Source organism: Flavobacterium lipolyticum, assembly GCF_020905335.1.
Taxonomy (GTDB): domain Bacteria; phylum Bacteroidota; class Bacteroidia; order Flavobacteriales; family Flavobacteriaceae; genus Flavobacterium; species Flavobacterium lipolyticum.
The window spans coordinates 2,634,505-2,651,501 of sequence record NZ_JAJJMN010000001.1; the positions used below are offsets into that span (position 1 = coordinate 2,634,505).

The 16,997-nt window shown below is 41.4% G+C and carries 4 protein-coding genes; all 4 read left to right on the forward strand.

Features of this window, described 5'->3' with window-relative positions:
* Window positions 1-106: 106 nt before the first annotated feature.
* On the forward strand, window positions 107-1,129 hold the full coding sequence (gene ruvB, locus LNQ34_RS11575; RefSeq protein ID WP_017498167.1) for a Holliday junction branch migration DNA helicase RuvB: 1,023 nt from the start codon (window positions 107-109) through the stop codon (window positions 1,127-1,129).
* Window positions 1,130-1,140: 11 nt separating this feature from the next.
* Window positions 1,141-2,487, forward strand: coding sequence for a cytochrome P450 (locus LNQ34_RS11580; RefSeq protein ID WP_229999813.1), 1,347 nt, complete (start codon window positions 1,141-1,143; stop codon window positions 2,485-2,487).
* Window positions 2,484-3,410 carry a tRNA epoxyqueuosine(34) reductase QueG gene (gene queG / locus LNQ34_RS11585; protein WP_017498169.1) on the forward strand — a complete coding sequence of 309 codons (927 nt, stop codon included), beginning with the start codon at window positions 2,484-2,486 and terminating at the stop codon, window positions 3,408-3,410. Before LNQ34_RS11580 ends, queG begins: the two co-directional genes overlap by 4 nt.
* Before the next feature lie 270 nt (window positions 3,411-3,680).
* Window positions 3,681-16,652, forward strand: a complete 12,972-nt coding sequence (locus tag LNQ34_RS11590; protein WP_229999819.1) for a PKD domain-containing protein — start codon at window positions 3,681-3,683, stop codon at window positions 16,650-16,652.
* Window positions 16,653-16,997: the final 345 nt, after the last annotated feature.

Sequence of the window (16,997 nt, forward strand, 5' to 3'; positions counted from 1 at the left end):
CCTGAAACTTGAAACTTGAAACTTGAAACCTGAAAGCTGAAACCTGAAACTTCGAATTTGAAATGTAACTGTTTTACAAACTGATTTCTTTGTCTATCTTTGTAAAATGAATGAAAACTTAGATCCCACTACAAAAGGGTACAATCCGGAAGAATTAGATCTTGAAAAAAGATTGCGTCCACTGTCATTTGATGATTTTGCAGGACAAGATCAGGTTTTAGAGAACCTAAAGATTTTCGTTGCTGCCGCTAATCAGCGTGGTGAAGCACTTGATCACGCTCTTTTTCACGGACCTCCGGGATTGGGTAAAACTACTTTGGCGAACATTTTGGCCAATGAGCTTGAAGTGGGGATCAAAATTACTTCAGGCCCTGTTTTGGACAAACCGGGAGATTTGGCAGGTTTATTGACCAATCTTGACGAAAGAGACGTTTTATTCATTGATGAGATTCACCGTTTGAGTCCTATTGTCGAAGAATATTTGTATTCGGCTATGGAGGATTTCAAAATCGATATTATGATTGAATCCGGACCAAATGCCAGAACGGTACAAATCAATCTGAATCCTTTTACGCTGATAGGAGCTACAACGCGTTCCGGATTATTGACAGCCCCGATGAGAGCTCGTTTTGGAATCTCCTCCCGTTTGCAATACTATACTACTGAACTTTTGACCACCATTGTAGAAAGAAGTTCTTCTATACTTAAAATGCCAATTTCATTGGATGCCGCTATCGAAATAGCCGGTAGAAGCCGTGGAACACCTCGTATTGCCAATGCATTGCTGAGAAGAGTTCGCGATTTTGCACAGATTAAAGGAAATGGAACCATCGATATCGAAATTGCACGTTATGCCTTAAAAGCACTAAATGTAGACGCGCATGGATTGGATGAAATGGATAATAAAATTTTACTGACCATTATTAACAAATTCAAAGGTGGCCCCGTAGGACTTTCGACTTTGGCAACTGCTGTATCAGAAAGCAGTGAAACCATTGAAGAAGTTTACGAACCCTTTTTGATTCAGGAAGGTTTTATTATGCGTACACCACGCGGACGTGAGGTTACGGATAAGGCCTACAAACATTTAGGAAAAATAAATACCAACATTCAGGGCGGATTGTTTTAATCCTGTTAAGCATGTCTGAAAATAAAAAATACAAGTACCCGAATAAGCTTTCGATCGTAAGGTTCTTTTTAGATGCCGAAGGAGTGCGTAGAAACCCTATTCCTTATCATAAAAGATATTTTGATCAGTTTGGGGATTCTTTTTCGCTTCAGATAGGACGTTCGAAACACTTGATTTTATCGCGTGATAATGAGATTGCCCAGCATATTTTACAGAAAAATCAAAAGAACTATCACAAATCTAAATTTCAGTCCGTTTATCTTTCAAAATACTTAGGAAAAGGACTTTTGACCGTTGATGGCGATTTTTGGCTGAAACAAAGACGACTCATTCAGCCCGCGTTTCATAAACAGAAGATGAATCAGCTGGTTGAGAATATGAATGAGACAATCGTTTCAGAATTAAAGGAATTGGAGGAAGAAAAGTGCATTGACCTCTTTCCTGTTATGAGTGAGCTCGCATTTAATGTAGTGGCGAAGTCACTGTTTCATCTTTCGATTTCGGAAGAGAAATTAAATCGGATCAAATACATCATCGAAGAAGTTCAGCATTTTTTGATCAAAGAAATTCGGCTTCCCCATAAAGCATGGTGGTTTTCGGTGAGTGGTCAGGTGGCAAAACATTTGGAACTGGCCGAAGAAAACAACCGAATCATTCAGGAAATTATCGACGAGCGAACCACTTCGGGAGAGCCCGTAAACGATTTGCTTCAGCTGCTTTTAGAAACCCGTTACGAAGATACCGGTGAAGGAATGTCGGTCAAACAACTGATCGATGAAATTAAGATTCTTTTTATTGCCGGACATGAAACCAGTGCCAACGCTTTAACTTTTACACTATATCTTTTGGGAAGAAATCCGGAGATACAGCAGAAAGTATTGGATGAAATTCTGGAAATCGAAACACAGACAGAGAATGTAGTAGAACAATTGCAGAAGATGACCTATTTGAATGCCGTTATCAATGAAGCGATGCGCCTGTATCCGCCAGCCTGGATTACAGACCGGCAAAATGTTGAAGACGATACTATAGGACCGTATCATTTAAAAAAAGGAACATTAATTGGAGTTTCTTTTTATGAGTTGCATCGAAATCCTAAATACTGGGAAAATCCCGAAGAGTTTATTCCCGAGCGTTTTCTTGGGGAACAAAAGAAACACTCGATGCAATATTTTTATCCTTTCGGAGCCGGACCAAGAATGTGTATCGGAGCGGGATTTGCGATCTATGAAATGTGCCTTACTGTGGCTCATATTGTGAAAAAATATGTAATTAAATCGGAGACTGATACGGTTCAATTCAATCCGTTAATTACTTTAAAACCTGTTGGAATAGAAGTTTTATTCTCTAAAAGATGACAATCAATTCTAAAGAGACCTATTCAAAATTCATAAAAGCTGAAGCCAAAAGGCTTGGTTTTCTTTCTTGTGGAATATCCAAAGCAGGATTTCTGGAAGAGGAGGCGCCGCGTCTTGAAAAATGGTTAAACAACAACCATCATGGGCAGATGGGGTATATGGAGAACTATTTTGACAAACGTCTGGATCCTACTTTATTAGTAGATGATGCTAAGAGTGTAGTGTCGCTTTTACTAAATTACTACCCAACAGAAACTCAGACCGACGAAAGTTTTAAAATTTCGAAATATGCCTACGGTCAGGATTATCATTTTGTGATTAAAGAAAAATTAAAAGAATTTTTACACTCGATTCAGGAGAATATAGGAGAAGTATCAGGCCGTGCTTTTGTAGATTCGGCACCCGTTTTAGATCGGGCCTGGGCAGCAAAAAGCGGACTGGGCTGGATTGGTAAAAGCGGTAACCTGCTGACTCAAAAAGTAGGATCTTTTTATTTCATAGCCGAACTTATTCTGGATTTAGATTTAGAGTACGACCATGCTACAACAGATCATTGCGGATCGTGTACCGCCTGTATTGATGCCTGTCCCACACAGGCAATAGTGGCTCCTCATGTAGTCGACGGCAGTAAATGTATCTCGTATTACACGATCGAACTCAAAGAAAACATACCTCATGAAATGAAGGGAAAGTTTGATGAATGGATGTTTGGCTGTGATACCTGTCAGGATGTTTGTCCGTGGAATCGGTTCTCAAAGCCGCATTCCGAACCTTTATTCAATCCCAATCCGGAACTGCTTTCTTTTTCTAAAAAGGATTGGATCGAAATTACCGAAGAGACTTTTCGGTTAGTTTTTAAAAATTCTCCTATCAAAAGAACCAAATTTGATGGCTTAAAACGCAATATTCTCTTTCTTGAATAAAACTAAAAACAGGATGTAGTTTGTCTTGTTTTTTTGTTTTTTTAATGATTTTAGGAGTTCTTATTTCGTTTTTTTATACAAATAAAACCCCTTAACACTTGTAACTTATTGATAATCAGTAAAATAAGACTTCAAATCGTTTTGATTCTGTAACTATCTAATAATCAATATGTTTATTAAGGAGATAAGCTTTTTTTTATTAAATTTGTGTTAAGCCGCCCCAATGTTTTTACTGTTATTTCTTTGTTTTTAATTCAAAAATTTAAATTTATGAAATTAAATTACTCTGATAAATTACATAAAGGACTAAATAAAACGCTTTTCTTTTTTTTATTTGTACTTCCCGTTTATACTTTTTCACAGAATTGTACTGTAAATGCAAATGCAGACAGAACAATTTGTCCGGGTGGAGCAACAGCTTTACCGCCGGATCAGTTTTATTTACTGGGGACAGCCAATACGGCACCGGGGACTAATTTTATGGATGCTCCGAAATGGAGTCAGATAGGAGGGCCAGCGGTACAAATCGATGATCCGAACGCATTGCAAACCTTAATTAAGGGAGCGATTCCAGGAAATAGTTATACTTTTAGATTAACGGCTAAATGTGGCGACGATTCAACCATATTTGATGATGTTGTAGTGACGGTTTCGCCACTTACACGTGCAAATGCAGGACCAGATCAAACCTATTGTCAGGGGACATATCCACTTAACGGAAATACAGTTGGAGGAACAGAAACAGGAACCTGGAGTATTGTAGGAAATAATAATGCCGGAGTTACAATCAACAATCCAAATTCTCCCACTAGTACCATTTCGGTTTCCGGAAATAGTTCCGGTTCGACCACTTTAAGATGGACGATAACAAATGCATCCTGTACTTCAACGGATGACGTAGTTATTTCAAGCTTGGGCGGAAGAATGCCTGTTACCGCAGGAGCTGACATCACGCTTTCAAACTGTTATTCTGCTACTCAGACCGTTACTCTTAATGGGAGTTTTGGCGGAAGTACACCAGGACAGCAGCAAGGTACCTGGACAGTTGTTTCAGGACCTGGTATTCCAACTTTTACGAATGCCAATCAAAACAATACAACCGTAACAGGTCTGCTTGAAGGTACTTATGTTTTTAGATGGACTGTTGCCGGAACCTGTGCCAATGGAATGGATGAAGTAACAGTAGTGGTTCCGCCTCCAACAGCAGATGTTACCAATGTGAGTGGTTCAACCGCTTATTTTTGTGATGGCCGAACCTCAACAATCCTTCAGGGAACAATACCCCGATACGTAAATGAAAGTGTGCAGTGGACACAAACCGGAGGCCCGACAGCTGTAATTCAAAATCCGACTTCCCCTTCCACAGCAGTGTCAGGAATGACCACATTAGGAATCTATACTTTTTTGTACACCCTGACTAATAGTGTAACAAATTGCGTGACGACGGCTAACTATGTCGTCGTCTTAGAAGATATAATATCCATTTCAGGAGGTCCGGATCAGGTTCTGGGCTGTAATGAGTCTGAGGCAACAATTCCGGTAACTTTTGCAGGTAATGGGCAAATGAGCTGGCAGATCGTATCAGGCCCAAGTATCAACCCCATTCTGAATCCGCCCTATCCTTCGTTCCCGACACCTCCGGTGAATTTTTCAGGAAACAGTCTTACGATTAGTCAATTGACTTTTTCAGGAACTTATGTTGTTCGGTTAATTAAAGCGCCAAATCAGGGGAGTCAGTGTGAAACTGTTAATGATAATGTGACATTGGTGGTATCTGCAACTCCTACCACTTCGAGTGCTGGAACGATGCAGATAGTACCTTGTAATTCAACTTCCGGAACATTGGCAGGAAATCTGGTCGTTCGGGGGAAAGGAAAATGGTCACAGATTTCGGGCCCTAGCAGTGTGACCTTTTCTGATGTCAATAGTCCCACTACAACAGTGTCTCCCTTAATTAACGGGGCATATAAATTTAGATGGACCATTTCCGGTGGAGAAGCTTGTGAGGTATCTCAAAGCACTTCTGAGGTTTTGGTATCCAGTGTTGCCCCTACAGCTGCTAATGCGGGACCTGATCAGGCAGTTTGTTTCGGGGCAAAAGTTCAACTACAGGGAAATGCCATACAGAACAGCGAAAATGGTACCTGGACAGTTTCTCCCAGTGCCGGTGTAATTATTAGCGATCCGGGTGATCCAAATACCAAAGTAAGCGGATTGGCTGCCAATACAACGTATACTTTTACCTGGACTATTGTAAACGGCTGCGGTACGTCGGCAGATACAGTTGATGTTGTTACCAATGGAACAGAAGGAGCGGATGCCGATGCAGGAGCTGCTCAATGTTTTCCAACCGGTACCAGCACGATTACCTTAAACGGAAATGATCCTGCTCCCGGAACCGGTATTTGGACTCAAACAACGGGAACACCGGTAACCATTACAAATCCAACGCAATATAACACTACGGTAACAGGATTAAGTGACGGAGATTATACTTTCAAGTGGACCGTTAGTAATGTGGGCTGTGCTGATGGTGAAGATAGTGTAGGTATAACTATAGCACCTGATATTACTGTAGCTCAGGCAGGTCCTGGTCAAAGACTATGTGCCAATAATACAACAGTAACCGGAAATGCACCAGCTTCCGGAGAAAGCGGCCTATGGGAATTGGTTAGTGGAGGAGACGGACCTGTTATTACAAATCCGACTAGTCCCACTACTACAATCACGGGACTAACTTCAGGTTCTTGGGTGTTCAAATGGACCATCTCAAGAGGATTCTGTGTGAGTACATCAGCTACGGTACAGCTTAATGTTGATGAAGGTCCTTCACCGGCAATCGCAGGACCTGATCAAACGGTTTGTAATCAAAATTCGGTTACGCTCGGGGCAACTCCTCCGGTGATCGGCAATGGAATATGGTCGTTAGTCAGCGGACCCAATTCGCCTGTGTTTTCAGATGCTAGAGCGGCTAATTCAACTTTATCCGGACTTATAACGGGAGAATATATTTTAGAATGGACAACCTCTACAGGAATAAATTGTCCGACAAACCAAGATCAGATGACTGTAAAAGTAACGGAAGTTGCAGCTGCGGGGTCTGATTATGCCACCTGCTTAGAGGGACCTTTATATTTAACGGGTAATCCCAACAGTACAGGAACCTGGACTTATGTTTCCGGAGGAGCAGGAGTGCCAACCATTACAACAACCAGTAACAATAGCGCGGCAGTAACTAATTTAATACCGGGTGTTTATGTGTTTCGATATACTATCGCGGCACAAGGCCTTTGTCCTGAAACGTCAGATGATATTCAGGTAACGGTAAACGGTCAGATTACAACACCTCCAAATGCGGGGCCTGATCAGGAATTTTGTGATGTAGGTGCAGGAGGATTTCAGCTGGCAGCGTCGGTACCTGATCCCGGAACAACAGGAAAATGGACCCTATTATTTGGCCCGGGAACGGGATCTTTTGTAAACGATACCAATCCTAATACGATGTTTATAAATCCGGGTTATGGCTTTTATGTGTTTAACTGGACCGTTAGTTCAGGAACCTGTAGTGAGTCGGATCAAATTAGGATTGAGAATTCAGAACCGCCTTCACAGGCCATTGCGGGTGGGGATAAAAGTATTTGTGGATCTGTGACAGATCTAACGGCAATTCCACCACTGGCAGGAGTGGGAAAATGGGCTCAGGTTTCCGGACCAACTACAGCGGTATTTAGTTCTGATATTATGCCTACTACAACGGTTAGCAATCTGACACAAACAGGAGGGGTATATGTTTTTAGCTGGACCGTTAGCAATGGAGCGCTTTGTCCGTCTACAACAGATTCAGTTCAAATTACGGTGACTGCAGATTTAACAGTTCCTAATGCCGGACCTGATCAGACGATTTGTGAATCTGATAGTGCAACTTTAGCCGCCAATGTCATTGCAGTTGGAACTGGCCAATGGTCAATAAGTAGTGGACCGGCAGGAATTTTTTCTGCTGCTTCGAGTCCGACTTCTACATTTACGCCAAGTGCTTCGGGAACTTATGTTTTGAGATGGACAGCCACAAATCTGAGCTGTCAATTTTTTGATGAGCTGACTTTAACGGTTAACCCTCTGCCATCCACTTCAAATGCGGGAACTCCAATTAGTATCTGTGAATTTCAAACACTTACTCTGGCAGCAAATACACCAATAATCGGAACGGGTTTATGGACACAAGTTTCAGGGCCGGTAACGGTAAGTTTTACAGATGCCACTTCTCCAACAACAACGGTTCTGGGGACACAGGCAGGTAATTATGTTTTTAGATGGACGATTACAAGCGGAGTGTGTGCATCAAGTTCCAGTACTGTTTCAGTAACCGTAAATGCATTGCCGCCTTTAGCAAATGCAGGAGCCGATCAGACGATTTGTAATACGGGAACCGCAACCTTAAATGGAAACAATCCGGTAACGGGAACAGGTGTGTGGACTTTTGTCACGAATCCCGGAGGTACGGCAGTAATCACCAATGCCAATGCTTTTAATACTACGGTAACGAATATATCAGTAGGAACAACGCGATTAAAATGGACGATCAGTAATGGTTCTTGTAATTCTTATACAGATGAAGTCAATATAGTACGGCCTTCTGACTTAGTTCTTCCGGCATTAACAAGTGACACCACCATTTGCGAAGGAGGTACCACAACTTTTACGGCTAGCCCAACCGGAAGTATAGCTCCTTATACCTATCAATGGCAAACTTCTGCCAATGGCGTAACGGGCTGGGCCAATATTTCAGGGCAAACGAATGCTTCTTTTTCCACTAATAATGCTTTAACAACCGGAGATTATTATTATAGAGTAATGGTTTCGAGTACTTGTACACAGGTTACGAGTAATGTGGCAAAACTTACGATTATTGCGGACCCCGTTGTCACAATTCAGCCAACAGGAAGTACAATTTGTTCGGGAGATACACATACGATGACGGTCGCTGCGACAACTACCAATACCGCTGCAGGAACGATTGGGTATCAATGGCAAAGTTCGGTGAATGGAACTTCGGGCTGGACCAATGTTTCAGGAGGAAGTGGAGCCAATACCGCAACTTATACTACAGCGGCCTTAACATCGAATTTGTATTTTAGGGCACAAATTACACAATCGGGAAGCGGCTGTGAAACCTTCTCCAATGCGGCATTGGTCAATGTTGCACGAATTACAACGCAACCTGCAACTCCGGCGGCTATTTGCGTAGGTGGAATTGTAAGCATTACTATTGCTGCCACACTAGATGGAGGTGCGGGAACGCTTAGTTATCAATGGCAAAGTAATTCAGGTGCGGGTTTTGTAAATGAAACCAATGGGACGGCAACAACCGCTAATTTTACGTCTGATGTTTTAAATGTTACCACCCAGTTCAGATGTCTGATAACTTCATCAACAACCAATTGTGTATTGACTTCAAATACGGTTACAGCAACTGTAGTCGCTGATCCTGCCATATCAGTTCCGCCAACAGGCAGAATTGTCTGCTCAGGCGGAGCATTTACCTTATCGGTTACAGGAACAGGCGGAACTCCGTCTTTAAATTATCAATGGTACAGCAGTTCGGATAATATAAGTTTTGCGCAAATATCTGGTGCGACTTCCAGCACCTATACCACTCCGGCATTAACACAGGATACTTATTATCGTGTAGATGTTTCGGCTACCGGAAACGGTTGTGGTCTGGTATCTTCCAATAGCGTATTAGTGGATGTAATTCCTGATCCGGTTGTGAACCAGCAGCCTATTGGAAATACAATCTGTTCCGGTGCGACACATACCATGACAGTAGTAGCTTCGGGAGATCCTTTGGGAGGAACTTTGATTTATCAATGGGAAAGATCGGCAAACGGTACAACAGGCTGGGCCAATACAACCGGAGGAAGTGGTGCCACAACAGCCGCTTACACCACCGGAGCGTTAACTTCTACTTTTTATTACAGAGTAAGAGTGAGACAAGCTGCAAATGGCTGCGAAGTTTATTCAGACGCCGTAGCAGTATTTGTGGCAACTATTGCTACCCAGCCAGTAACTCCAGTGGCTATATGTGTGGGAGGAATTGTAAATATTAGTATTTCGGCTTCTTTAAATGGAGGTACGGGATCACTTAGTTATCAATGGCAAAGTAATTCGGGTTCAGGTTTTGTGAATGAAACCAATGCAACGGCAACTACGGCTAATTTTACTTCAGATATATTGAATGCAACAACCCAATTCAGATGTTTAGTGACCTCATCGACTACCAATTGTACTTTAACCTCCAATACCGTTACAGCAACAGTGGTTCCGGATCCATCTATTACCGTTCAGCCAACAGGAGCGACAATTTGTTCGGGAGGAAATCATACTTTATCGGTAACCGGAGCGAATGGAACTCCGACCTTAACTTATCAATGGTATAGCAGTACAAATAATGCGACTTTTACAGCCATAAGCGGGGCAACGGCAGCAACTTATGCAACTCCTGCTTTAACACAAACTACTTATTATAAAGTTGAGGTTTCGGCCAGTGGAAACGGATGTAATACCATTACTTCGAACGTAGCGACCGTAACGGTTTTGTCGGCCATTACCATAGTGACACAGCCGGTGTTTAAAACAAACATCTGCAGTGGTTCAAACGCCACCTTAAATGTAGTAGTGGCAGGAGGTTCCGGAAATTATGTGTACCAATGGAAAAGCTCTGCTGCTTTAGCGGGTCCGTTTACTGATATTTCGGGTGCAAATTCGGCATCTTATACGACTCCAAACTTAACGGTGACTACTTTTTATCAGGTGGCCATTTCTGATCCTACTCAGGGATGTATACCAATTTTATCGAGTATTGCTTCCGTAATTATTCCAAGTATTACGACTCAGCCTGTTAATCCGAATACCGTTTGTGTGGGAGGAACAGTGTTGATGTCAACAGCGGCTTCTGCTAACAATGGGTCGGCTTCGTTTACCTATCAATGGCAGCGTTCTCCTGACGGGGTTAATGGTTGGGCTGATATTACCGGAGAAATCAGAGCACAAAATCCGAATTATTTGACAGGACCACTTTCAGTTACAACTTATTATCGTTGTGTAATCACTTCGTCAAATCCAAACTGTACTCTTATTACCAATGTTGTAGTAGCAAGTGTTATTCCGGATCCAACGATAGGCATACAGCCCGTGAGCGGAAATATTTGTGAAGGAGGTGTGTTTACGATGACATCAACTGCCCAAAATGGTTCTGGAAACTTTACCTATCAGTGGCAAAAATCGTTGGATGGAACAACAGGCTGGGCAAACGTAACGGATGGTTCAGGAGCCAATACAACAACTTATACCACCGGTTTTGTAAATGCCGATGCGTATTACAGATTAAATGTAACAGATTCAGGTGTTGGATGCGGAACTATAAATTCTAATCCGGCGAAAGTAGATGTTTTTGAGATTCCAATAATCAGCACACAACCCAAAGATGGGGAAGCCTGTATTAATGAGACTCATACTTTTACCGTTGTGGCAGCAGGAAATATTTCCGGAAGCCCAATATTGTATCAATGGCAAAGTGCTGCTGCTTTGGCAGGACCTTATACAGATGTAACAGCTGGAGTTGGTGGTACAACAGCTTCTTATACAACACCTGCTTATGCGACCGCAGGAAACCGTTATTTTAGAGTTATGATCTCTCAGGCTGAATCCGGTTGTCGTACCTTTTCCAATCAGGTAACCTTACAAGTTTTTAATCTTCCGACCGCCCCAGTTGGTGCAGTAACAGAACAGCCTTCCTGTACCATTGCTACAGGTACTGTTAATATCACGAATCCGGATCTGGGTACCGGTTATGAATATAGCAGTGATGGAACAATTTTTCAGGCCAGTAACGTTTTTACAGGTTTACCTTCCGGAAACGTAACGATTTATGTCAGACGGGTAGGGCTGAATACTTGTATTTCGTCAGGGACTATCTTTACTATTTTTAACAGAATTTGTGCAGTTCCAGAAAATTTTGCCTCAATCTCCGGAGACACAGGTGGAAGTACCGCACCACATTCTATATTAGACAGCGATACCATAAACGGAGTGATTTTGAATCCTTCATCGGTTAATGTGACCATAAACTCTATTTCAAGTTATTTAACCTATGATTTTAATCCGCTATCCAGAACCATTTCTGTGGCACCGGGAACACCAGCGGGAGATTACACCTTAACTTACACGATATGTGAAATTGTAAACCCGGGAAATCCGTCAGATCCTTCCAATTTTAAAAATTGTTCTACAGCAACAGAGGTAATTAGTGTAACCACTGCCGGAATTGATGCCAAAATCGATATTGTTAGGTATCTCGTAAATGGATACACGGGAGCTAACAATGTAATCAATGCCCTGACGAATGACAGATTGGCCAGTGCACAGGCAACATTATCTAATGTGACACTTTCTGTAGTAAATCCGGCCTTGCCGATTGACCCTTTGGTTACAACAGTTCCGTATCTGGATATTACCACCGGAAATGTAAATGTTCCGCCGGGAACTGTAAAAGGGCTATATGAAATTGAATATAAGATTTGCGAAATTGGAGTCCCTACAAATTGTGATACTGCATTTATTTTGGTTCCTGTTGGAAATGCATTAATTGTAGCGAATGATGATAAAGTAGAAAATATAAATGGTTATTTAGGGCAAATGAACGCCGCAAACGCTTTAACCAATGATAGTTTAAACGGAGTTCCAATTACAGCAGCAAATTTTGATGAAATAACAATAACACAAAATATAGCTGCTACACCTTTGTATCCTGGTGCTAATGTGCCTGTCTTTAGTTCTGCGACAGGAAGTATTAGCATTCCTGCAGGAACTCCGGCCAATACTTATTTTATCACTTATACTATTTGCGAAAAATTAAACCCAACCAATTGTGCAGACGCTAGTATTGCAGTTGTCGTAAAAGCTGCTCCGCTAATTGTAAATGACGATCAGGTAAACAATGTAAACGGTTACGAAGGCGGGGTAGATGTGATTAATGTTTATACCAATGCAGCAGGCGCTGATACTTTTGACGGGCAAGTCATTAATATCAATTTGGCCAATTTATTGACCCCATCCATTTTAACACCTGCCCAGCCTAAAGTTCCGGGAGCTCCGGTTCCGGAATTGGATGTTTCGTTAGGTTTTGTGACTGTTCCACCGGGAACTCCGGCAGGGCAATATCAAATTAAATATCAGATCTGTGAAGACCTTAATCCCGGCAATTGTGATGATGCAATTGTAATCATTAATGTAGTTGCACCAATTATTGAAGCCATTGATGATACCGTTTTAAATGTGAATGGTTATGATGGAGCAGACGATATTATCAATATTTATGATAACGATTTACTGAATGGAGGCATGCTGGACCTTCCGGATATTACGACAACCGTTATATCAACTCCAGCGGCTATAAATGGCGGTCCGGTTCCGACACTTGACAGCGTTACCGGTTTAGTAGACGTTCCCCCGGGCACACCGGCAGGAGAATATAAGTTTGTGTATAAAATATGTGAGAATCTAAATCCGACGAATTGTGATCAGGCAGTCGTTACCATTATAGTTGTTCCTGCGCCAATTGATGCCGTAGATGATGCTAATTTTGCCCCAATTAATGGGTTTGTTGGTGATCCGAATGCTTTAAATGCTTTAAACAACGATACCTTAAATGGTTTGGCAGTAATTCCTTCGGAAGTAACGATTACTAATATTATTCCGGCAACACCTATTAATGGAGGTCTCGTTCCGGTATTAAACGCAACAACAGGAAACGTAAGCGTACCACCGGGCACTGCAGCGGGAATTTACTTTATAGGTTATCAGCTGAATGAAAAACTAAACTTGTCAAATAACGATGCTGCTATTATAACCGTTGAGGTTTCGGCTCCGTTAATTGTCGCAAATGATGATACCATTGCTAATGTCAACGGATATGTAACGACCAACAATGCAATTGATGTTTTACTAAATGATACTCTTAACGGAACTGCAGCTAATATTTCGAAAGTAAACATTACAGTTGACGTTCCCGCAACACCAATAAACGGAGGCCCGGTTCCGGTATTAGAACCGCTAACAGGATTTGTTCGTATTCCGGCAGGAACTCCGGCTGGCGATTATGAGATTAAATACCATATTTGCGAAAAGATAAATCCGCTGAATTGTGACAATGCTACAGTTTTCATTAATGTAACAGGAGCTCAAATAGATGCCGTGAATGATGCCGTGGCCAATATCAATGGTTTTACAGGAGCAGTTAATGTACTAAATGCACTAACGAACGATACTCTAAACGGAGCGGCCGTTATTCCTTCTCAGGTAACCATCAGTAATGTAGTTCCGGCAACACCAATTAATGGCGGAGCGGTACCAGTTCTAAATCCTTCAAACGGAAATGTAAATGTACCGGCAGGAACCGCAGCGGGAACTTACACCATTCAATATCGCTTGAACGAAAACTTAAATCCTGCCAATTTTGATACGGCAACTATAACTATTGATGTTATAGCGCCAACGATCGTCGCCAATGCAGATAACGCAGGTACGATTAATGGGTATACAGGCGGAACAAACATCATAAATGCCATTACAAATGACAGACTGAACGGTTCGGATATTCAATTGGTTAACATTGATATTACATCTGTAAGTGGAATAACTCCAACAGGATATGTTTCCGGCAACCCGGTTCCGGTATTGAATACTGCGACAGGAAATGTCGATGTACCGGCAGGAACTTCAGCAGGAATTTACGTTATTCACTATCGTATTTGCGAAAAACTAAATCCGTCCAATTGCAGTGAGGCAGATATAACCGTAAACGTTATTGCCCCAATTATTGATGCTAATAATGATTTTGCAAGTAACATTAACGGCTATGTTGGTGCAAACAATGTAGTAAATACGCTAACTAATGATGCCCTTAATGGAGTAACAGCACAAGCCACTCTGGTTAATATCAGTGTTTTGAGTACTACGCCACCGCCAACATCAACAAATGGAATTGTTCCGGTATTGAATACCACTACAGGAAATGTAAATGTACCGCCAGGAACCTCCGCAGGGACTTATTTCATTCAATATCAAATTTGCGAAAAACTTAATCCGACGAATTGTGATCAGGCAACGATTATCATAATTGTAAACGCACCTCCGATAGTTGCCGAAGATGATACCATCACAAACGCAAACGGCTTATCAGGAATAAATAATGTACTGAATGCTTTTACAAACAATGATACGTACAACGGAGTTCTTCTAACAGATGTGAGTTTAATTAACCCAACAATAATCAGTGGGGCAACTTCTATCAATGGTGGACTGGTTCCTGTCTTAGATCTGGCGACTGGTTTTGTTAGCATTCCGGCAGGTACACCGGTGGGAACTTATCAGATTAGATATAGAATCTGCGACAAATTAAACCCGGCAAATTGCGACGATGCCATTATTACTATTGTAGTAGCAGTTCCGACAATTGTTGCGAATGATGATGCCGCTGACAATATCAATGGATTAACCGGAGCAAGTAATGTTTTAAATGCGTACGCCAACGATACTTTAAACGGAACAACAATTCTGCAGACCAATATTAATAGTACGCTTATTACCGCGGCAAACTCCATAAACGGAGCTGCAGTTCCTGTTTTAAATATTCTTACCGGTGCTGTAGATGTTCCTGCGGGTACGGCTGCGGGAATATACTCTATTGTATATAAAATTTGTGACAAATTAAATCCGTCAAATTGCGATGAAGCGGTTATCAAAATAACGGTAGCACAACCTTCCATTCAATTGCTTAAACAAGGTGTTTTCGTTGACTCCAATGGTGATGGGTATGCACAGCCGGGAGAGCAAATTCGTTATTCCTTCGTTATTACCAATACGGGAACTTTAGATTTAAACAATGTGGTGGTAACCGATCCAAAGGCAAATATTACAGGTACACCAATCGCAGTTTTGGGAGTGGGGCAATCCAATACAACAAGTTATAAAGGCACTTATGTGTTGACTCAGGCAGATATTAATCTGGGCTATGTCGAAAATCAAGCTTTGGTTACAGCACAGCCGACTAGCGGATCAGCCATTCAGGATTTGTCCGACAGTAATGATCTTACCTTAATTGGACCTAATGACCCTACAATTACTCCGGTGCCTCAACATAAAGAACTAACTTTAATAAAAGGTGGAAAATTAACCGGAAATGGCGGAGTAGGTTCAATCATCAATTATAGTTTTACGGTTAAGAATACCGGAAATGTAGTACTCACCAATGTGGTGGTAACCGATCCGATGTTAACAGCGACAACCATTGCTGTTTCTCCTAATGTACTCGCACCGGGAGCAACAGGAACAGCCACAGCATCGTATACCGTAAATATTGCAGACGTTGCCAAAGGAGTAGTAATCAATTCGGCACTTGCAATTGGAGATGACCCTCAGGGGAATCCAGTTACCGATATCTCCGATAGCGATGATCCCACTTTAATCGGTGATGATGATCCAACGGTTGTTAATTTAAGCCTTAAACCTTCTATTGCACTGATCAAAACGGCTACTTTTAATGATGAAAACAAAAATGGATATGCTGAGGTAGGGGAAACAGTTACGTATCGCTTTAGCATAACCAATACCGGAAATATTATACTCGTAAATGTTGTCGTTAAAGATCCTAAACCTGGAGTAATTATTACCGGTGATCCGGTGATTTTAAAACAAGGAGAGACAAATTCTAATAACTTTGTTGGAACCTATGTTTTAACAGCTGCTGATCTCGAGGCAGGGTCTGTAGAAAATCAGGCTGAGGTGAGTGCCGTCAGCCCGGACGGGCAAATTGCAAAAGACTTGTCTGATGGAAATTCTATTTTAGGAGACAATCCTACCGTACTGCCATTAGATGCTTGTAAAATTACAGTTCACAATGCATTTTCACCTAACAATGATGGGATCAATGAAGTTTTTAAAATTGATGGGGTCGAATGTTATCCTGATGTAACGGTAGAAATTTATGACCGTTGGGGAGTTCTGGTTTATGATGCTCATGGTTATAATAATACGTCAGTTGCCTTTAGAGGAATTTCAGAAGGAAGGGCAACTGTGAATAAACAAAAAGGATTACCGGTTGGTACTTATTTTTACGTGATTACGTATAAAACGTATTTAAACGAACCGGTAAGTTTAATGGGGTATTTGTATTTTTCTAAATAATATAAAATACTGAAAAACAGTATCTTGCAATAAAAAAAAGCGCAACAATGTTGCGCTTTTTTTTATTGCAATTTTGTCATTATATTCTTTAAAAGTGTAATATATACATAATATAGCTCCTCATTTTTACCGCTTCGTTATCAAATAGTCATTTTTTTTGTAGTCAAAAGAGTATTAGGGTTTATAAAAAATGTCATTCATCGTTAATTCGGGTAGTTTGTCGAAAAATATAGCTGATAACCAGTTGTTTGCATATTTTCGCGCCTCCAAAAACTACTAATTTAACCAAAAGACATTTTGTGTCTTGAACCTATATACCTATGGTCCAAACGCTACCCTTTTTTG

Excerpts from the sequence above, each read along its gene's own strand:
- ruvB (WP_017498167.1), top strand. The coding sequence starts at position 107 with ATGAATGAAAACTTAGATCCCACTACAAAAGGGTACAATCCGGAAGAA.
- LNQ34_RS11580 (WP_229999813.1), top strand. The coding sequence starts at position 1,141 with ATGTCTGAAAATAAAAAATACAAGTACCCGAATAAGCTTTCGATCGTA.
- queG (WP_017498169.1), top strand. The coding sequence starts at position 2,484 with ATGACAATCAATTCTAAAGAGACCTATTCAAAATTCATAAAAGCTGAA.
- LNQ34_RS11590 (WP_229999819.1), top strand. The coding sequence starts at position 3,681 with ATGAAATTAAATTACTCTGATAAATTACATAAAGGACTAAATAAAACG.